The 18,538-nt window shown below is 73.8% G+C and carries 17 protein-coding genes; 4 read left to right on the forward strand and 13 right to left on the reverse strand.

Features of this window, described 5'->3' with window-relative positions:
- Positions 1-141: 141 nt before the first annotated feature.
- From ABTZ58_RS11120 to ABTZ58_RS11130, 3 genes are all read right to left on the reverse strand, one after another.
- Complete coding sequence (locus ABTZ58_RS11120) at positions 142-1,278, reverse strand: carbohydrate kinase family protein (RefSeq protein WP_351353549.1); 1,137 nt, start codon at positions 1,276-1,278, stop codon at positions 142-144.
- 132 nt (positions 1,279-1,410) lie between these two features.
- Positions 1,411-2,700 carry a glucarate dehydratase family protein gene (locus ABTZ58_RS11125; RefSeq protein ID WP_351353552.1) on the reverse strand — a complete coding sequence of 430 codons (1,290 nt, stop codon included), beginning with the start codon at positions 2,698-2,700 and terminating at the stop codon, positions 1,411-1,413.
- Positions 2,697-3,644 (reverse strand): 5-dehydro-4-deoxyglucarate dehydratase, encoded by a 948-nt coding sequence (locus tag ABTZ58_RS11130; RefSeq protein ID WP_351353555.1) that lies wholly within the window; start codon positions 3,642-3,644, stop codon positions 2,697-2,699. The genes ABTZ58_RS11125 and ABTZ58_RS11130 overlap by 4 nt, the downstream gene beginning before the upstream one ends.
- Before the next feature lie 95 nt (positions 3,645-3,739).
- On the opposite strand from ABTZ58_RS11130, the gene ABTZ58_RS11135 reads away from it, so the two are divergent.
- Together ABTZ58_RS11135 and ABTZ58_RS11140 are read left to right on the forward strand one after the other, a co-directional pair.
- Positions 3,740-4,522 carry an IclR family transcriptional regulator gene (locus tag ABTZ58_RS11135; RefSeq protein ID WP_351353558.1) on the forward strand — a complete coding sequence of 261 codons (783 nt, stop codon included), beginning with the start codon at positions 3,740-3,742 and terminating at the stop codon, positions 4,520-4,522.
- Between the two features lie 184 nt (positions 4,523-4,706).
- Positions 4,707-6,020: an MFS transporter gene (locus tag ABTZ58_RS11140; protein ID WP_351353560.1), complete on the forward strand. Its 1,314-nt coding sequence runs from the start codon at positions 4,707-4,709 to the stop codon at positions 6,018-6,020.
- Positions 6,021-6,030: 10 nt separating this feature from the next.
- Here the strand turns inward: ABTZ58_RS11140 and ABTZ58_RS11145 are convergent, their stop codons facing one another.
- The 10 genes from ABTZ58_RS11145 to hrcA form a co-directional block, all read right to left on the reverse strand.
- On the reverse strand, positions 6,031-7,047 hold the full coding sequence (locus ABTZ58_RS11145) for an adenosine deaminase (RefSeq protein ID WP_351353563.1): 1,017 nt from the start codon (positions 7,045-7,047) through the stop codon (positions 6,031-6,033).
- A gap of 20 nt (positions 7,048-7,067) precedes the next feature.
- Positions 7,068-7,973 carry a ribonuclease Z gene (locus tag ABTZ58_RS11150; protein WP_351353566.1) on the reverse strand — a complete coding sequence of 302 codons (906 nt, stop codon included), beginning with the start codon at positions 7,971-7,973 and terminating at the stop codon, positions 7,068-7,070.
- Between the two features lie 4 nt (positions 7,974-7,977).
- Complete coding sequence (locus ABTZ58_RS11155; RefSeq protein ID WP_309097023.1) at positions 7,978-8,331, reverse strand: histidine triad nucleotide-binding protein; 354 nt, start codon at positions 8,329-8,331, stop codon at positions 7,978-7,980.
- 95 nt (positions 8,332-8,426) lie between these two features.
- Positions 8,427-11,654 (reverse strand): S41 family peptidase, encoded by a 3,228-nt coding sequence (locus ABTZ58_RS11160; RefSeq protein WP_502996046.1) that lies wholly within the window; start codon positions 11,652-11,654, stop codon positions 8,427-8,429.
- 45 nt (positions 11,655-11,699) lie between these two features.
- Complete coding sequence (locus ABTZ58_RS11165) at positions 11,700-12,257, reverse strand: hypothetical protein (RefSeq protein WP_351353569.1); 558 nt, start codon at positions 12,255-12,257, stop codon at positions 11,700-11,702.
- A 49-nt stretch (positions 12,258-12,306) separates the two neighbouring features.
- Positions 12,307-12,699, reverse strand: a complete 393-nt coding sequence (locus ABTZ58_RS11170) for a VOC family protein (RefSeq protein ID WP_351353572.1) — start codon at positions 12,697-12,699, stop codon at positions 12,307-12,309.
- Positions 12,700-12,715: 16 nt separating this feature from the next.
- On the reverse strand, positions 12,716-13,456 hold the full coding sequence (locus tag ABTZ58_RS11175; RefSeq protein WP_351353575.1) for a 16S rRNA (uracil(1498)-N(3))-methyltransferase: 741 nt from the start codon (positions 13,454-13,456) through the stop codon (positions 12,716-12,718).
- Complete coding sequence (locus ABTZ58_RS11180) at positions 13,453-14,541, reverse strand: nitronate monooxygenase (RefSeq protein WP_351353578.1); 1,089 nt, start codon at positions 14,539-14,541, stop codon at positions 13,453-13,455. Before ABTZ58_RS11180 ends, ABTZ58_RS11175 begins: the two co-directional genes overlap by 4 nt.
- Before the next feature lie 100 nt (positions 14,542-14,641).
- A complete protein-coding gene (gene dnaJ, locus ABTZ58_RS11185; protein ID WP_333930651.1) occupies positions 14,642-15,778 on the reverse strand; it encodes a molecular chaperone DnaJ in 1,137 nt (378 codons plus the stop codon).
- Positions 15,778-16,794, reverse strand: coding sequence for a heat-inducible transcriptional repressor HrcA (gene hrcA / locus ABTZ58_RS11190; protein WP_031111606.1), 1,017 nt, complete (start codon positions 16,792-16,794; stop codon positions 15,778-15,780). Before hrcA ends, dnaJ begins: the two co-directional genes overlap by 1 nt.
- A 171-nt stretch (positions 16,795-16,965) precedes the next feature.
- Between hrcA and ABTZ58_RS11195 the strand changes: the two genes are divergently transcribed.
- Positions 16,966-17,697, forward strand: coding sequence for an MBL fold metallo-hydrolase (locus ABTZ58_RS11195; RefSeq protein ID WP_351353583.1), 732 nt, complete (start codon positions 16,966-16,968; stop codon positions 17,695-17,697).
- A gap of 31 nt (positions 17,698-17,728) precedes the next feature.
- Positions 17,729-18,538, forward strand: a complete 810-nt coding sequence (locus tag ABTZ58_RS11200) for a DUF3097 domain-containing protein (RefSeq protein ID WP_351353586.1) — start codon at positions 17,729-17,731, stop codon at positions 18,536-18,538.

The following is an 18,538-nucleotide window of genomic DNA, read 5'->3' on the forward strand; positions in this document are numbered from 1 at the left end:
CACGGCCGCACAGCTGAGGGCGGCCTCGCGATTCCCAGGGTACGACGGGGGAGTGACAACGCCGAGGGGTTTTGGGGCGGGGCTTGTCACCAGGGGTTCCGGAGGGACGGCCGCCAAGGCGACGGCACTGCGGCCGGGAGGTCACGCCGAGCGCCGGAAGCCGATCGTGGGGACGGCTCTGCGCAGCGGCCAGGGCCTCACCAGTTCCTCCGACACCAGGTCGGCCAGGAACCCGTACCGCTCCAGCGCCACCGCCGACTGCCCCTCGACGGACTGCACCCTGCGCCACCACGCGGCGATCTCCGACCAGCCCGGCGCCGACAGCGAACCGCCGAACTCCTGCACCGACAGCGCCGCCGTCAGCCCGGCGAAGGCCAGCCGGTCCGCCAGCGGCCAGTCCGCCAGCGTCCCGGTCACGAACCCGGCGACGAACACGTCCCCGGCCCCGGTCGGGTCGAGCGCCTCGACCTCGATCGCGGGCACCTCCGCCGTCTCCCCGGTCCGCCGGTCCACCGCGTACGCCCCGTCCGCCCCGAGGGTGACCACGGCCAGCGGCACGTACGCGGTCAGGGCGTGCGCGGCGGCCCGCGGGCAGTCCGTCCGCGTGTACCGCATGGCCTCCTCCGCGTTCGGCAGGAACGCCTCGCAGTGCCGCAGGTCGGGCAGCCCGGCGAGGTCCCACGCGCCGGTGTCGTCCCAGCCGACGTCGCCGAAGACGCGGGTGCCCTTGCTCGCGGCCTGGGCGATCCAGGGCGCGCTGACGCCGGGCGCGAGGGAGGCCACGGCGGCCCGGGCCCGGGGCGGGCACTCGGGGGCCGGTTCCTCGGGGGGCGGCTCGTGGCCGTGGGAGACCATCGTGCGCTCCCCCTCGTAGGCCATGGAGACGGTCACCGGGGAGTGCCAGCCGGGCACCGTGCGCGACGGGGAGAGGTCGATGCCCTCGCCGTGCTCCAGGGCGTCCCAGCAGTAGTCGCCGTAGTGGTCGTCGCCGAAGGCCGCGGCCAGCGACGTGCGCAGGCCGAGGCGGGCGAGCGCGGTGGCCATGTTGGCGACACCGCCGGGGCTCGACCCCATCCCGCGCGCCCAGGACTCCGTCCCGCGCACCGGGGCGGAGTCGAGGCCGGTGAAGATGATGTCGAGGAAGACGGTGCCGGTGAGGTAGACGTCCCAGGGCGGGTCGTCCGGCCGGCGCAGCGGGGCGAGGGGATCGACCTGGGTCTGACGGTGCGATCCCTTTCCGGCCGGGCCCTTTCCGGCCGGGGCGGTGGACGCGATCACGATGCGCTCCCTGACGTGGTGCGGATCAGGCCAGTCTGCACCACATCACCGACAACGTGACGTCGATCACGCGGGGCCCACCCGCCTGTCAGCCCGCGCGGGGCCCGCGCACGCCCCCCTGGACCACGCGTCTCACCAGCGCGGCATCGCGGGCGTCCGCCACGCCGGGTCCGCGCTGCGCATGGCCGCAGCGTCGTCGCGGTCGCGCAGCGCACCGTCGTCGTCCAGCCACCGCCGGTGCAGCACGGCCAGCCGCTCCCGGTCGAGCTCCACGCCGAGCCCGGGGGCGTCGGACACCGCGACCCTGCCGCCCTCGAAGGCGAGGCGCTCGGTGAGGACGTCCTCCGACTGCCACGGGTAGTGGGAGTCGCAGGCGTGGTGAAGGTCCGGGACGGTGGCGGCCACGTGCGTCATCGCGGCGAGCGAGATGCCCAGGTGGGTGTTGGAGTGCATGGACACGCCGACGCCGAAGGCCCGGCAGACGGCTGCGAGCTGCTGGGTGTTGCGCAGCCCGCCCCAGTAGTGGTGGTCGCAGAGCACGACCTGCACGGCGTCGCGGGTGAAGGCCTCCTTGATCTCGGCGAAGGTCGTCACGCACATGTTGGTGGCCAGCGGCACGCCGGTCCTCGCGGCCACCTCGGCCATGCCGTCGGTGCCGAGGGTGGGGTCCTCCAGGTATTCGAGGACGTCCCCGAGCTCCCCGGCCACCCGCAGTGAGGTCTCCACCGACCAGGCGCCGTTGGGGTCCAGCCGCAGCGGATGCCCGGGGAAGGCCTCGGCGAGCGCCCGTACGGCGGCGATCTCCTCGTCGGGCGGGAAGACGCCGCCCTTGAGCTTGAAGGAGGTGAAGCCGTGGCGCTCCGTGAACCGCCGGGCCTGCTCCACCACCCCCGCCGGGTCGACGGCGGCGCCCCAGTCGTCCTGTTCGGCCGGCACGCCCCGCGGGTGGCTCGCCCACTTGTAGAACAGGTAGGCGCTGTACTCGACGGCGTCGCGCACCTTGCCGCCGAGCAGCGCGTGCACGGGCAGTCCGAGGGCCTTGCCGAGGGCGTCGAGGCAGGCGACCTCGAACCCGGAGAGCACGGACAGCCGCAGCTTTCCGGCCGTCTGCACGCCCCGCAGGCCTCCGACGTCGACGGCGTCCTCGATGCGGGAGGCGTCCACGGCGACCTCGTCCGCGAGCGTGAACAGCCCGTTCAGGTCGCTGACCGCACGCCCCTTGAGCCGCTCGGCGAAGGGCCGGGCCAGTTCCAGGTACGTGGTGTCGCCGTAGGTCTCCCCCACGCCGGTGATCCCGTCCGCCGTGACGACCTCGACGATCAGCCGGGGTGTGTAGGGCTGGTGCACGCCCTGCGTGTTCAGCAGCGGCGGGTCGGCGACCAGGATCGGCGTGAGCCGGACGTCCGTGACGGTGAGGTTCACAGGGCGGCTCCCACGAGGTCGAGTCCGGTGCGCAGGAGGGTGCCGAGGGCGGTCAGGTCGGCGGGTGAGGGGTCGGTGAGCGGGGCGCGTACGGGGCCCACCGGATGGCCGCGCAGGCGGGCGGCGGCCTTCACCAGGGACACGGCGTAGCCCGGGACGCGGTCGCGCAGTTCGACGAGCGGGACGTAGAAGTCGCGCAGCAGTTTGTCGACCGTGCCGTGGTCGCCGTCGCGCAGGGCGGCGAAGAAGGCGTCGGCGATCTCGGGGGCGAAGGCGTGGACGGCGGAGGAGTAGGCCGGGACGCCGACGGCGGCGTAGGCGCGCGCCTGGAGCTCGGCGGTGGCGGCCCCGTTGAAGAACAGGAAGTCCTCGGGCGCGGCGAGCGTGAGGCGCTGCAGCCGGTCCAGGTCGCTGTGGCCGTCCTTGAGGCCGATGACGGTCGGCAGGGCGGCGACGCGCCGGAGCGACGCGGCGGTGAAGGCGACCTGGCCGCGCTGGTAGGCGATCAGGGGCAGCGGGGTGCGGGCGGCGAGCTGTTCCAGCTGGGCGACCAGGCCGTCCTGCGGGGCGGCGACGAGGAAGTGCGGCAGGACCAGGAGCGCGTCGGCTCCGGCGTCCTCGGCGATGCGCGCGAACCGGGCGGCCTGCGCCCAGCCGTAGCCCGTGCCCGCGACGACGGGGACGCGGCCGGCCGCCTCCTCGACGGCGATGGTGACCACCTGCCGGTACTCGTCCTCGTCCAGCGAGAAGAACTCCCCGGTGCCGCAGGCGGGGAAGACGGCTCCGGGCGCGGCGGCGAGCCGCTCGGCGACATGGCCGCGGAAACCGTCCGGGTCGAGGGTGCCGTCGTCGCGGAAGCTGGTCAGGGGGAACGACAGCACGCCGCCCGCCATGCCCTCCCGCAGCCGCTGCGCGACCGCCACCGGTCCAGCGCTCACGGGCATCTCCTAATGTAGACGTGATCTACGTATGGGAATGCAGGTTAGATACGCGAACAGGGGCCGTCAACCGGGCGCAGCGGGGCGATTACCATCGGCCCATGTCAGACACAGGGGGCGTCCGCGAGGTGAAGTCCGCGGCGCGCACGGTCGAGCTGCTGGAACTCCTCGCGGCGCGCGGCGACCGCCCGGCCCGGCTCCAGGAGCTGGCCGACGCGCTCGACGTGCCGCGCAGCTCGATGTACGCGCTGCTGCAGACCCTGGTCTCGCGTGGCTGGGTCCGCACCGACGTCACCGGCTCGCTGTACGGCATCGGCATCCACGCCCTGCTCACGGGCACGAGCTACCTCGACTCCGACCCCCGGGTCCGGGTGGTGCGGTCGTACCTCGACGAGGCGTCCGACGCGCTCGGCGAGACCATCCACATGGGCCGGCTGGACGGCCGGGACGTGGCGTACCTGGCGACGCGCGAGTCGCACGAGTACCTGAGGACGATCAGCCGGGTGGGGCGGCGCCTGCCCGCGCACGCCGGCGCCCTGGGCAAGGCGCTGCTGGCGGAACGCCCCGACGGGGAGCTGCCCGAGGGGCCGTACGAGGCGCTCACCCCGAACTCGCACACCAGCCGGGAGTCCCTGGCGGCCGACCTCGCGTGGATCCGGGACCGCGGCTGGTCCGTGGACCGCGAGGAGGGCGTGCCCGGCATCGTCGGCTTCGGCTTCGCGCTGCGCTACGACACCCCGGCACAGGACGCGATCAGCTGCTCGGTGCCGGTCGCGCGGCTCACCCCGGAGCACGAGGAGCGGATCGTCGCCGTGATGCGGGAGGTCCGGGCGAAGATCGAGGCGACGGTCCCGACGGGGGCCGGATCGGTGCACTGGCGCTAGCGCGAACCGGCTCGTTTACCCGGGCTTCACCCTCCCAAACGCAACGTGCTCCACATCACACCGCCCGGACTCCCGTGCTCGAGTATCCGCTTGATACAAATTGCCCGCGCGTTCCTGTCCGTCGACGGTCGTCGCCCCATCTCCCCTTTTTCTGCCGCTCCTTTCGCATGCCCTGGGAACGCCCGTGTTCGCCCCCCGCACCACTCCCTGGCCCCTCGTCGCCCTCTTCACGGCCGGGTACCTCGCTCCGTACCTGCTCCCGACCACCGTCGGCAGGCTCGACTCGGCCCTTCCGCTCTCCGCCACGCAGGCCGGTGCCGTCGGCAGCGCGCTGCTGCTGAGTTCGGCCGCCGCCGGATTCGCCCTGGCCTCCCGGGTCGAACGGATCGGCGCCCGCACCCTCGCCCGGCTCGGCCTCGTCCTGGCCGTGCTCGGCTACGGCGGTGCCGCCCTGACCACCACCGTCCCGGCCGTCGTCGCCGGTGCCATGGCGGGCGGCTTCGGCTCCGGCACGGCCACCACCGTCGCCGCCACCCTCATCGCCGCCCAGAAGGACCCGCACCGGGCCTCCACCGCCGGGCTGCTGAGCGTCTCCGCGCTCGCCGGCGCCGTGTATCTGACGGTCCCGCACCTGGGCCCGGGGCACGGCCTGCCGCTGTCCGCGATCGCCCTCACGGCGCTGGCCGTGTGGCCGCTGACCGGCCGTCTCCCCTCCGGCGTGCCCGCCACACCGGCCCGGCAGGACAAGGCCCGGCTGCCGCACGCCCGTTCCGGCCTGGTGCTGGCCGCCGCCATGGTCTGCTGGTCGCTCGCCCAGAACTCCCTGTGGGGCGTGAGCGGACGCATCGGGCTGGAGCAGGCCCACCTCGGCGAGGCCACCGTGGGTGCCGTGTTCGCCGTGGCACTGGGCGCCGGACTGGCCGGCGTCCTCGCCGCGGGCGCGCTCGGGGCGAGGCTCGGCCGCGCGGTGCCGATCGGCCTGGGCACGGTCCTGATCGCCGGCTGCATCGCCGTCAGCGCCTCCGCGACGGGCCTCGGCAGCTTCGCGGCCGGCGAGATCGCCTGGAACACGCTGTACCCGGTGGTGCTGTCGTACCTGATCGGGCTGGCCGCCTCGCTCGACCCGCGCGGCCGCTGGGCGGTGCTGGTCGGCTCGGCGTCCTCGCTGGGCACGGCCGCGGGGCCGCTGACCGGCAGTGTGCTGTCGGCGCAGGCCGGGTTCCCGGTCATGGGCCTGGTCCTCGGCGCCGGTCTGCTGGTGATCGCGCTGCCGATGACCGCCGTCGCCCTGCACACCGGCGGGCGCCCGCTGCTGCCCGGCGCGATCCGCCGCCGCGGCGGGCACCCGGCCGCCCTGGTCGCCGCCGCCACCGGCACGCCCACCGGTGCGATTCCCCGGATCGGCGCCCCGGAGCAGCCGGTGGTGGAGATCCCCGTGGAGACCCCGGCCGTCCCCGCCCGGCGCGCCTACGGCAAGGCGGGGTCGGAGGCCCTCTGACGCGGGCTGTTCAGGCGGGTCCGCCGCGGCCCGCCCAGCCGAAGGTGTACGCCTCGACCTCGCCGAGGTACCGCGCCCGCAGCTGCTCGTCGTCGTCCAGGAAGGAGGCGAGGAAGGAGTTGCGGGCGAGTTCGCGCAGCCGTTCCCGGTCCAGGCCCAGGGTCGCGCGCACGGCGTCGAAGTTGTCGCCGGCGTAGCCCCCGAAGTAGGCCGGGTCGTCGGAGTTGACCGTGCACATCAGGCCGGCGTCCAGCATCGCGGGCAGTGGGTGGTCGGCGAGGGTGTCGACGGTCCGCAGCCGGACGTTCGACAGGGGGCACAGCGTCAGCGGCACCCGCTCCCGCACCAGCCGCTCCACCACTGCCGGGTCCTCCACGCAGCGCAGCCCGTGGTCGACCCGCTCGACGCCGAGCACGTCCAGCGCCTCGGTGATGTACTCCGGCGGCCCCTCCTCGCCCGCGTGGGCGACCCGCCGCAGGCCCAGCGCGGCGGCGGCCTCGTAGACCTCGCGGAACTTCGCCGGCGGGTGCCCGACCTCGGCCGAGTCCAGCCCGACGCCGGTGATCCGGTCCAGGTAGGGCTTGGCCGCCTCCAGGGTCGCCAGGGCCGACTCGGCGGACTCGTCGCGCAGGAAGCACAGGATCAGCCGGGTCGAGACGCCGTGGTTCTCCTCGCTCCGCCCCAGCGCCCGCCACAGCCCCTCGACGACCGTGCCGAGCTCCAGACCGCGGCCGGTGTGGGCCTGCGGGTCGAAGAAGATCTCCGCGTGGCGCACGCCCTGCGCGGCGGCCCGGCCCAGGTAGGCGTTCGCCAGGTCCTCGAAGTCCCGCTCGGTGCGCAGGACGGCCATGAGCTCGTAGTACAGGTTCAGGAAGGACTGGAGATCCTCGAAGCGGTAGGCCTCGCGCAGCTCGTCCGTGTCGGCGTACGGCAGCGTGACGCCGTTGCGCGCGGCGAGGTCGAAGGCGAGTTCCGGCTCCAGGGTTCCTTCGATGTGAAGGTGCAGTTCGGCTTTGGGGATGGGCATCAATGCATCGTACGGGCGTTTCACCGTCGCTTCGGAAGCGGCACCCGCAGCAGGTCGCGTGCCACGGTCAGCTCGTCCTCGTACCCGGCGGCCCGCGCCTGCCGCTCGAACTCCTCCGGTTCGCCGTAGCGCTGGCTGAAGTGGGTCAGCACCAGGTGCCGCACCCCGCTCTCCCGCGCCGCCCGGGCCGCCTGACCGGCCGTCAGGTGACCGTGCTCCACGGCGAGTTGCTCGTCCTCGTCGAGGAAGGTCGACTCGATGACGAGCATGTCGCAGCCTTCGGCCAGCGCGTACACGCCGTCGCAGAGCCGGGTGTCCATGACGAACGCGAACCGCTGCCCGCGCCGCACCTCGCTGACGTCCTCCAGCGAGACCCCGCCGAGCGATCCCTCGCGCTGGATCCGGCCCACGTCCGGGCCCCGCACACCGTGCGCGGCGAGCCGCTCGGGCAGCATGCGCCGGCCGTCGGGCTCGACCAGCCGGTAGCCGTAGGACTCCACCGGGTGCGAGAGCTTGCGCGCCTCCAAGGTGTAGCCGTCCGTGCGGGCGAGGGGCCCGTCGGCGTCGACCGGCGCCTCGGTGATGCCGACGGTCTCACGGTAGGCGGTGGCGTACCGCAGCCGGTCGAAGAAACGCTGCCCGGAGCGGGGGTAGTGGGCGGTGACCTGGTGCGGGACGCGGTCGAGGTTGATGCGCTGGATCACCCCGGCGAGGCCGAGGCTGTGGTCGCCGTGGAAGTGCGTGACGCAGATCCGGTTCAGGTCGTGCGCGGCGACCCCGGCGCGCAGCATCTGGCGCTGCGTGCCCTCGCCGGGGTCGAACAGGATGCCCTCGCCGTCCCAGCGCAGCAGGTAGCCGTTGTGGTTGCGGTGCCGGGTCGGGACCTGGCTGGCCGTGCCGAGGACGACGAGTTCGCGTACGGACAAGGCGTTATCCCGGGGGCCATGCCAGGCCGCGGCCGCCGAGCACGTGGCCGTGGACGTGCCAGACGGTCTGGCCGGCGCCGCTGCCGGTGTTGAACACGAGGCGGTAGCTGTCGAGCTTCTCCTCGTCCGCGACGGCCTGGGCCTCGCGGAGCACGTCCGCGGTGAGGGCCGGGTCGGCGGCGGCGAGGGCACCGGCGTTCTCGTAGTGCGCCTTGGGGATGACCAGGACGTGGGTGGGAGCCTGGGGGTTGATGTCGCGGAACGCGATGGTCGTCTCCGTCTGGCGGACGATCGTCGCCGGGATGCTGCCTGCGACGATCTTGCAGAACAGGCAGTCGTCCTGGGGTTCCCCTGCCATTTTCCCTCCGGGGGTTGGCCGAATACGGTCCGACTCGGGCATCGTATCGTCGTCGGGTGCGGGTGCTTCGCGGCTGGTCCCGCGGTCGGCGTCTGTCAACCGGGCAGACCCGGAGGCGTTTTCGCCGGTGCCGTCTCGAGGCTCTCGAGCGCCATGCGGATGGCCTCGTCCAGTTGCGTGTCCCTGCCCGCCGCGTAGTCCTGCGGGCTCTGTACGACCTCCACGTCGGGATCCACCCCGTGGTTCTCCACGCCCCAGCCGTAACCCTCCAGCCAGAAGGCGTACTTCGGCTGGGTGACCAGGGTGCCGTCGACCAGGCGGTAGCGGCTGTCGATGCCGATGACGCCGCCCCAGGTGCGGGTGCCGACCACGGGGCCGATGCCGAGGGCCTTGATCGCGGCGTTGACGATGTCACCGTCCGAGCCGGAGAACTCGTTGGCGACGGCGACCACCGGGCCTCGGGGCGCGTCGCGCGGGTAGCTCTCGGCGCGCATGCCGCGGGGCAGGTCCCAGCCGACGACGCGGCGGGCGAGTTTCTCCACGACGAGCTGGGAGGTGTGGCCGCCGCGGTTCTCGCGGACGTCGACGACGAGGCCCTCGCGGGCCACCTCGACGCGCAGGTCGCGGTGGATCTGGGCCCAGCCGGGCGCCTGCATGTCCGGGACGTGCAGATAGCCGAGGCGGCCGCCGGACTTCTCGTGGACGTAGGCGCGGCGGTCGGCGACCCAGGCGTGGTAGCGCAGCGGCTCCTCGTCGGCGACCGGGACGACCACCGCGTACCGCGGCTCGCCGCCGCCGGCCGGGGAGATGGTCAGTTCCACCGGCTTGTTCGCCGTGCCGATCAGCAGCGGGCCGGGGCCGGTGACGGGGTCGACGGGCTGTCCGGCGACCGCCACGACGGCGTCCCCCGGGCGTACCGCGACGCCGGGTGCGGCCAGCGGGCTGCGGGCGTCCGGGTCGGAGGTCTCCGAGGGCAGGATGCGGTCGACGCGCCAGGTGCCGTCCTCGTGGCGGGAGAGGTCGGCGCCGAGCAGGCCCTGGCGGGGGCCGCCGCCGGATCCGCCGCGCGGGGTGACGTAGGCGTGGGACGTACCGAGTTCGCCCTGGACCTCCCACAGCAGGTCGACGAGGTCGTCGTGGGTGGCGAGCCGTTCCACGACCGGGCGATAGCGGTCGAGGACGCCGGTCCAGTCGACGCCGCTCATGTCCGGCCGCCAGAAGTGGTCCCGCATGATGCGGCCGTTCTCGTCGAACATCTGCCGCCACTCGGCGGCGGGGTCGATCATCTGCCGGACCCGGCCCAGGTCGACGGTGATGTTGCTGTCGCTGTCGTCGTCGCCCGAGGCACGCCGGTCGCTGGGGACGACCTTCAGCCGTCCGTCGGTCCACAGCAGCACCCGCCTGCCGTCGCCGCTGACCTCGAAGTGGTCGGCGTCGACGGCGAGATGCTCGACGCGCTGCTGGGCGAGGTCGTAGCGCTCCAGCTCGGTCTTCGGCTCGGGGTCGTCGGGGGTGGCCCGGGACGCGCCGAGCACACCGGCGACCGGGTGGCGCAGCCACAGCACGCCGTCCTTGGCGGCCCGCAGGTTGGAGTAGCGGGCGGCCTCGACCGGGAACGGCACGATGCGGTCGGCGAGGCCCTCCAGGTCGATCCGGGTGGTGGGGGTGCCCTCGCTGTCGGGGGTCTCGTCCCGGTCGGGCGTCTCGAAGGACCGGCCGTGCCGCTGCGGCCCGAACGGGGACGGGGTGGTCGCCGCGAGCGTGATGAGGTGCGGCCGGGCGCCCTCGACGAAGGCCAGGTCGAAGACGTGCTCGTCGTAGACCGGGTCGAAGGAGCGGGTCGACAGGAACGCCAGGTGCTTGCCGTCCGCCGTGAACGCGGGCGCGTAGTCCTGGAAGCGCAGCGGGGTCGCCTCGGTGACCGACAGGTCGGTGGTGTTGGCGAGCTTCAGCTGGCTCAGGGGCCGCGGGCCGGGGTGGGACCAGGCGAGCCAGGCCGAGTCGGGCGAGAAGACCAGGCCCGACACGTCGCCGTCCTCGCTGCGGTCCACCTCCCGCACCTCGCCGGTCTCCCGCTCCACGAGCAGCAGCCGCCCGTCGTGGGAGGCGACGGCGGCCCGGCTGCCGTCGGGGGCCATGGCGAGGTCCAGCACCCTGCCGAGCTGTCCGGCGGCGAGCCGGCGCGGGGTGGCGCCCGGGGCGAGGCCGGTGGCGGGCGCGAACTCCAGGGCGTCGTCGCCCTCGGCGTCCGTCACCCACACCACCCACTCCTCGCCGTCGGCGCGGAACGTCCGGGGCATCCGGGCCCGTACGCCGGGCGTCGCGGCCAGCGCCCGGGCCGGTCCGGAGCGATGGGTGACCCAGTGGACGGTGCCGCGCACGGAGACGGCGCTGCCGCGCGCGGTGTGGTCCGGGGACGCGGAGCCGAACCAGCGGGCGGCGTTGACCGGGAAGGGCTGGAGGTCGACGCGCTGACCGCCGAGGCGCACGTCGAGGCGGCGCGGCTCGGCCGCGTCCAGGTCGTCCAGGATCCACAGTTCACCGGCGCTGGAGTAGACGACACGGGCGCCGTCGGTCGCGGCGTGCCGGGCGTAGAACCCTCCCCCGCTCCCGGCTTCGCTCGAACGGGCGGTGCCCGCAAGCGGCGTGTGCCGGCGCAGGTCGGAGCCGTCGGCGAGGGAGGAGTAGAGCGCGCCCGTGCCCTCGTGGTCGGAGAGGAACGCGATCCGGTCGCCCACCCACAGCGGGTACTCGATGTTGCCGTCGAGGTCCTCGTGCAGGCGCACGAACTCGCCGTCGCCTTCGCGGTCGATCCACAACTTGCCCGCCGTGCCGCCCCGGTAGCGCTTCCACCAGGCCGCCTCGCGCCCCATCGGCGCGGACAGCAGCACCGTGTGCGGCCCGTACGCCACGTCGCCGACCGGCCCGTACGGCAGGGTGGCGGCCGGGCCGCCGTCGAGCGGGACGGCACGCGCCCAGGTGCGGCGCAGGCTGGCCTGCCCCTGGGAGCTGATCGCCAGGACCTCGCCGCCGGGCGTCCAGCCGCGCACCTGGGTCTTCGAACTGCCCCAGTACGTCAGGCGCTTGGCCGGGCCGCCGTCGACCGGGGCGACGAGCACCTCGGGGGCGCCGCCGCGGGTGGAGGTCCAGGCGACGGTGGTGCCGTCGGGCGAGATGCGGGGGTGGGTCACCGGCGTGTTGTCGGCGCTGACCCGCCAGGCCCGGCCGCCGTCGAGTGGCGCGAGCCACACGTCGTCCTCGGCGGTGAAGGCGACCAGGTCGCCGTGCACGTGCGGGAACCGGAGATAAGCAGGCGATGTCACCTGATCACCCTATGCAGGTCGGGCGCCGCGCGGACAGGGTTCGGATCACTTGCCCTCGACAGGGCGGCAGTCCGGGTAGCGGTCGCACCAGATCGTCTGTGTGACGGTCACCGTGACGGTGGGTGCCGGGCCGCCGTTCGTGGGGCCGCCGCCCACCGGGGGCGGGCTGGTGGCGTCGCAGTCGCCGAGCCCGTCGACCTCGAACCACACCTTGCCGTCCACCTTGGCGGTGATGTTCCCGCGCACACAGGCGCCGTCGACCGCGTGGGTGACCTTGCCGTCGACGGTGACGTCCTTGCCGTCCTCGGTCTCGCCCTGGCAGTCGACGGTGGCGACGGTGTTCTCGCTCGCCGAGGGCGACGACTTCGTGTTCCCGCCGCTGTCGCCGTAGGAGGCGGTGCAGCTGAGCCACCGCACGCCCGCCTTCTGGCGGTTGAGTTCCCGCGTCACGGTCTCGTCGGTCGTGTACGCCACGGCGGCGGAACTGATGCCGCCGCCCGGCTCGCAGGCGACGGCGCCGCCCACGGCGACGACCGCGAACACCGCTGCCACGGCCGCCCGCCGCCCGCGCGGCCCCCGCCGAAACCTCCTCGAAGCCCCCATGAAAGGCAGCCTGCCATCGACGCGGGCGGCGCGGTAGGGCGCAAAGGCGTCAACCGCGCAGCAGCAGCCACTCCTGGAGCTCCACCAGGTTGCCCTCGGGGTCCTTGAGACGGGCGACCCGCATCCGGTCGGTCAGGGGCGCCGGTCCGTGCAGGACCGTGGCGCCGCGCAGCGTGATCTCCTCGCAGTACGCGTCCAGCGCGTCCACCCGCAGCACCACCAGGGAGCGGTGCCCGGTGGCCGGTTCCCCCACCTCGTCGAGCACCTCCGCCATCATCGACCGGTCCTGCAGCGCGATCCCGGCGGAGCCGACCGCGGGGCTGAACTTCTCGTACGGGCCCTCACTCGCGCCGGACTGCGGCTTGAGGCCGAGGACATCGTCGTAGAAGCGGTAACACGCGGCGAAGTCGGTGACGAGCAGGCGTACTTGGGCGAGTTCCACGGTGCCTCCAGGGGGTTCAGGACCAGCGGCCGGTACGAGCCAGGAGGACGGCCGCGGCCGCCGTCCCGGCGGTGGATGTGCGCAGCACACTGCGCCCGAGGCGATACGCCCCGGCCCCCGCCTCCTCGAACAGCGCCAGCTCTTCCGGCGCCACACCCCCTTCGGGACCCACGACCAGGACGATCTCGCCGGCGGCCGGCAACTCGGCCGTCGCCAGCGGCACCTCGCCGCTCTCGTGGAGCACCGCGGCGAAGTCGGCGTCCCGCAGCAGCGCGGCGACCTGCTTGGTCGTGGCCGCTTCGGCGACCTCCGGGAAGCGCACCCGGCGCGACTGCTTGCCGGCCTCCCGGGCGGTGGCCCGCCACTTGGCGAGCGCCCTGGCGCCGCGCTCGCCCTTCCACTGCGTGATGCAGCGGGCCGCCGCCCACGGCACGACGGCGTCGACGCCGACCTCGGTCATGGTCTCGACGGCCAGTTCCCCGCGGTCGCCCTTGGGCAGCGCCTGCACGACGGTCACCCGCGGCTGCTCCGGCGGCTCCTCGCTCACCGAGTCGAGCTGGACGATCAGCCGGTCCTTGCCCTCGGTGCCGAGCACCACGCAGTCCGCCCAGCGCCCGGCCCCGTCCGTGAGGACCACGTCCTCCCCGGCCCGCAGCCGCTTCACGGAGACGGCGTGCCGCCCTTCCGGCCCGTCCAGGACGTACCGTCCGCCGCCGCCCGCGTCGAAGTGCCCGACGACGAACACCGGCGCGGTCATCGAAGGCCTCCGCCCGGCAGGCCCCCGCCCGACAACGCTGTCCTGGCGGCGGCGAGTTCACCGGCCAGCAGCTCCGTGAGCCGCCCGGCGGGCAGTTCGCGCGCCAGCCGGTGGCCCTGCCCGGCCCACAGCGCCATGCCCTGCGCGTCCCCGGCCTTGGCGGCGGCCTTGCGCAGCGGCGAGGTGAGGTGGTGGATCTCGGGGTAGGCGGCGGGCGCGTACGGGCCGTGCTCGCGCAGGAAGCGGTTGACGAGTCCGCGTGCCGGGCGGCCCGAGAAGGCGCGGGTCAGTTCCGTCCGCACGAACAGGGGGTTGGTCAGCGCCTGCTTGTGCAGGGCGTGCGCGCCGGACTCGTGCGTGGCGAGGAAGGCCGTGCCCAGCTGGGCCGCGGCGGCGCCGGCCGCGAGGACCGCGGCGATCTGGCCGCCGCGCATGATGCCGCCGGCGGCGACGATCGGGATGCCGACGGCCTCCCGGATCTGCGCGACCAGGGTCAGCAGGCCGAGGCCGGAGCCGTCCGTCTCGGGGACGTCCCGGTGGGTGCCCTGGTGGCCGCCGGCCTCGACGCCCTGCGCGATGACGGCGTCCGCACCGGCCCGCTCGACGGCCCGGGCCTCGTCGGGGGTGGTGGCGGTGGCCAGGACGAAGGTGCCGACGCGGTGCAGGGTGTCGATCACCTCGCGGTGCGGCACGCCGAAGTGGAACGACACCACCGGGACGGGGTTGTCGCGGAGCACCGCGAGCTTGGTCTCGTAGCCGTCGTCCCGGCCGCTCTCCGGATCGCCGAGCTCGGCCTCGTACCAGGTGGCCTCGCCGGCCAGCTGGTGGGCGTAGACGTCGACGGCGGCGGGGTCGGCGTACTCCGGCTGCGGCATGAAGAGGTTGACCCCGAAGGGCCGGCCGGTGAGGCTCCTCAGCTGCTTGATCTCCTGGTACATCCCGTCGGCGGTCTTGTACCCGGCGGCGAGGAACCCGAGCCCGCCCGCTTCGCACACGGCGGCGGCGAGCTTCGGCACGGAGACGCCGCCCGCCATGGGGGCCTGCACGATCGGGAGCGGGAAGAGATCGGTCAGTGCGGAGGACATGACCGCATGTTGTCACGTCCTCCGGACAACTCCGAAACCGGCCTGCCGCGTGGCATAGACCAGAGGAATAACCCCTTCCGCACCCCCGGCGCCGCCGGCCTCAGCGACCGTTGAACGCGTCCTTCAGCCGCGAGAACAACCCCTGCTGGCCCGGCTGGAACTGGCCGGTCGGGCGTTCCTCGCCGCGCAGCTTGGAGAGTTCGCGGAGCAGGCGCTCCTGCTCGGGGTCGAGCTTGGTCGGGGTCTGGACCTCGACGTGGACGATGAGGTCGCCGCGTCCGCCGCCGCGCAGGTGCGTGACGCCCCGGCCGTGCAGCGGGATCGACTGGCCGGACTGGGTGCCCGGGCGGATGTCGACCTCCTCCAGGCCGTCCAGCGTCTCCAGCGGCACCTTCGTGCCGAGGGCCGCCGCCGTCATCGGGAGCGTGACCGTGCAGTGCAGGTCGTCGCCGCGGCGCTGGAACTGCGCGTGCGGCAGCTCGTGGATCTCGACGTAGAGGTCACCGGCCGGACCGCCGCCGGGGCCGACCTCGCCCTCGCCGGCGAGCTGGATGCGCGTGCCGTTGTCGACGCCGGCCGGGATCTTCACCGTGAGCGTGCGGCGGGACCGGACGCGGCCGTCACCCGCGCACTCCGGGCACGGCGTGGGCACGACCGTGCCGAAGCCCTGACACTGGGGGCAGGGGCGGGACGTCATGACCTGGCCCAGGAAGGACCGGGTCACCTGCGAGACCTCACCGCGGCCGCGGCACATGTCACACGTCTGCGCGGACGTGCCCGGGGCGGCGCCCTCACCGTTGCAGGTGTTGCAGACGACGGCCGTGTCGACCTGGATGTCCTTCGTCGTGCCGAAGGCGGCCTCGTCGAGCTCCACCTCGATGCGGATCATGGCGTCCTGGCCGCGGCGGGTGCGCGAGCGCGGTCCGCGCTGCGACGCCGTGCCGAAGAAGGCGTCCATGATGTCCGAGAAGTTCCCGAAGCCGCCGGCTCCGAAGCCGCCCGCGCCTGCGCCGCCGGACTGCGAGAGCGGGTCGCCGCCGAGGTCGTAGACCTGCTTCTTCTGCGGGTCCGACAGCACCTCGTAAGCGGCGTTGATCTCCTTGAACCGCTCCTGGGTCTTCGGATCGGGGTTGACGTCCGGGTGCAGCTCGCGGGCGAGCCGCCGGAAGGCCTTCTTGATCTCTTCCTGCGACGCGTCGCGGCGCACGCCGAGTACGGCGTAGTAGTCCGTGGCCACTACGACTCCGCCAGGATCTGTCCGACGTACCGTGCCACTGCGCGTACCGCTCCCATCGTTCCCGGGTAGTCCATGCGGGTCGGTCCGACCACGCCGAGCTTGGCGACTGCCTCGCCGCCCGAACCGTAGCCGACCGACACGACGGACGTGGAGTTGAGTCCTTCGTGGGCGTTCTCGTGACCGATACGGACGGTCACGCCCGGATCCTTCGCCTCGCCGAGCAGCTTGAGGAGCACGACCTGCTCCTCGAGCGCCTCCAGCACCGGCCGGATCGTGAGGGGGAAGTCATGACCGAAGCGGGTCAGATTGGCGGTGCCGCCGATCATCAGCCGCTCCTCGTTCTCCTCGACGAGCGTCTCCAGGAGTGTGGAGAGCACCGTGGAGACCGTACCCCGGTCCTCGTGCTCGAAAGCCTCCGGGAGATCCTCCACCAGACTCGGCACATCCGCGAAACGGCGGTTCGCCACCCGGCTGTTGAGGCGCGCGCGCAGATCCGCGAGCGAGGCCTCGCCGAAGGGCGCCGGGCAGTCCACCACGCGCTGCTCGACCCGCCCGGTGTCCGTGATCAGCACGAGCATCACCCGCGCGGGCGCCAGGGAGAGCAGCTCCACGTGCCGCACGGTGGACCGGGTCAGCGACGGGTACTGCACGACGGCGACCTGGCGCGTGAGCTGCGCGAGCAGCCGCACCGTGCGCGCCACGACGTCGTCGAGGTCGACGGCGCCCTCCAGGAAGTTCTGGATGGCGCGCCGCTCGGGGGCGGTCATGGGCTTGACGCCGGCGAGCTTGTCCACGAACAGGCGGTAGCCCTTGTCGGTGGGGATGCGCCCGGCGCTGGTGTGCGGCTGGGCGATGTATCCCTCGTCCTCCAGGGCCGCCATGTCGTTGCGGACGGTCGCCGGGGAGACGCCGAGGTTGTGCCGCTCGGTGAGGGCCTTGGAGCCGACCGGCTCCTCCGTGCCGACGTAGTCCTGGACGATGGCGCGCAGCACCTGAAGCCTGCGTTCACTGAGCATCGCGCACACCTCCAGAAGTCGTCCGCCGGTTGCCCGCCGTTCGCGGCCTGGCACTCTGCGCGTGCGAGTGCCAATGTTCCCCGGCCCAGTGTACGGCGGTCGGGTACGCCCCCGGCAAGGCTGGTCGTACGGCGCCGTGCCCCGGGCGGGGCGCACCGCTAGCGTCGCCGTATGACGGTGACTTGGGAAGAGGCCGGGTGGGAGCGCCTGGCCGCCGGGGTGGGGCGGTGCCGGCTGCCGGTGTGGGACTGCACGGCGGGGCTGGTCGCCGGCGAGGGCGCGGTGCTGGTGATCGACGCCGGGTCGAGCCCGGCCGAGGGCGCGCGGGTGCGCGCGCAGGCGCGGTCGCTCACCGGTCACCGTGTGACGCATCTCGCGCTGACCCATCCCCACTTCGACCATGTCTTCGGGGCGGCGGCGTTCGAGGACGCGGAGGTGTTCGGCGCGGTCGGCGTGGACGCGGTGCTGACCCGGGCGCGGGACCGGGCGGAGCTGCGCGCGGACGCGGTGCGCAACGGCCTGGCGGAGACCGTGGCGGGCGAGTCGGCGGACCGGCTGGTCGCGCCCCGCCACCTGGTCTCCGGCGAGTGGACGCTCGACCTGGGCGGCGGGTGCCGGGTGCTGCTGGCGAACGTGGGCCCGGGGCACACCGCGCACGACCTGGCGGTGCTGGTGCCGGGCGATCCGGAGGTGGTGTTCTGCGGCGACCTGGTCGAGGAGTCGGGCGAGCCCCAGGCGGGCCCGGACGCGGTGCCGGCGCGGTGGCCGGCCGCGCTGGACCGGCTGCTCGCGCTGGGCGGCGAGGACGCGCTGTACGTGCCCGGTCACGGAGCGGTGGTGGACGCGGCGTTCGTCCGGGCCCAGCGGGACGCGCTGGCGGCGCGTTTCGGCGTGTCGTCGTGACCGTCCGGCGGCTTTCCCTATCGTCATGCGAATGCGCCAGTACTCGACCGATCTGACCCCGCCGTGGAAGAAGCCGAAGCCGGTCCCCGAGGTCCCGGCGGAACCGGGCCTGGTGGTCGAGGAGCCCGGCAGCGGCTTCTGCGGGGCGGTCATCCGCTGCGAGGCCGGCACGGTGACGCTGGAGGACCGCTTCGGCAAGCACCGCGTGTTCCCCATGGAGCCGCGCGGCTTCCTCCTGGAGGGCAGGGTGGTGACGCTGGTCCGCCCCACGTCCGGCGCCCCGGCGCGCCCCGCCCGGACGGCCTCCGGTTCGGTGGCGGTGCCCGGCGCACGCGCGCGGGTGGCCCGGGCCGGCCGCATCTACGTGGAGGGCCGGCACGACGCCGAGCTGGTCGAGAAGGTGTGGGGCGACGACCTGCGCATCGAGGGCGTGGTGGTGGAGTACCTGCAGGGCGTGGACGACCTCCCCTCGATCGTCGACTCCTTCGCCCCCGGCCCCGACGCCCGCCTCGGCGTCCTCGTCGACCACCTCGTACCGGGCTCGAAGGAGTGGCGCATCGCCCAGTCGGTGACGAGCGAGCACGCGCTGGTGGTGGGGCACCCGTACATCGACATCTGGGAGGCGGTGAAACCGTCGTCCCTGGGCATCGAGTCCTGGCCCCGCGTCCCGAGGGGCCAGGACTGGAAGACCGGTGTGTGCCGGGCCCTGGGCTGGCCGGAGAACACGGGCGCGGCGTGGCAGCGGATCCTGTCGGGGGTCCGCTCGTACCGGGACTTGGAGCCGGAGCTGCTGGGCCGGGTGGAGGAACTGATCGACTTCGTCACCGCCCCCGCGGACTGA

The organism is Streptomyces sp. NPDC094143, assembly GCF_040303825.1.
In the GTDB taxonomy this organism is placed as follows: domain Bacteria; phylum Actinomycetota; class Actinomycetes; order Streptomycetales; family Streptomycetaceae; genus Streptomyces.

What these genes read in the sequence shown, in the direction of transcription:
- ABTZ58_RS11130 (WP_351353555.1), bottom strand. Translation starts at nt 3,644, where the DNA reads ATGCCCGTGAGCGCTGGACCGGTGGCGGTCGCGCAGCGGCTGCGGGAG.
- ABTZ58_RS11135 (WP_351353558.1), top strand. Translation starts at nt 3,740, where the DNA reads ATGTCAGACACAGGGGGCGTCCGCGAGGTGAAGTCCGCGGCGCGCACG.
- ABTZ58_RS11145 (WP_351353563.1), bottom strand. Translation starts at nt 7,047, where the DNA reads ATGCCCATCCCCAAAGCCGAACTGCACCTTCACATCGAAGGAACCCTG.
- ABTZ58_RS11155 (WP_309097023.1), bottom strand. Translation starts at nt 8,331, where the DNA reads ATGGCAGGGGAACCCCAGGACGACTGCCTGTTCTGCAAGATCGTCGCA.
- ABTZ58_RS11165 (WP_351353569.1), bottom strand. Translation starts at nt 12,257, where the DNA reads ATGGGGGCTTCGAGGAGGTTTCGGCGGGGGCCGCGCGGGCGGCGGGCG.
- ABTZ58_RS11175 (WP_351353575.1), bottom strand. Translation starts at nt 13,456, where the DNA reads ATGACCGCGCCGGTGTTCGTCGTCGGGCACTTCGACGCGGGCGGCGGC.
- ABTZ58_RS11180 (WP_351353578.1), bottom strand. Translation starts at nt 14,541, where the DNA reads ATGTCCTCCGCACTGACCGATCTCTTCCCGCTCCCGATCGTGCAGGCC.
- hrcA (WP_031111606.1), bottom strand. Translation starts at nt 16,794, where the DNA reads ATGCTCAGTGAACGCAGGCTTCAGGTGCTGCGCGCCATCGTCCAGGAC.
- ABTZ58_RS11195 (WP_351353583.1), top strand. Translation starts at nt 16,966, where the DNA reads ATGACGGTGACTTGGGAAGAGGCCGGGTGGGAGCGCCTGGCCGCCGGG.
- ABTZ58_RS11200 (WP_351353586.1), top strand. Translation starts at nt 17,729, where the DNA reads ATGCGCCAGTACTCGACCGATCTGACCCCGCCGTGGAAGAAGCCGAAG.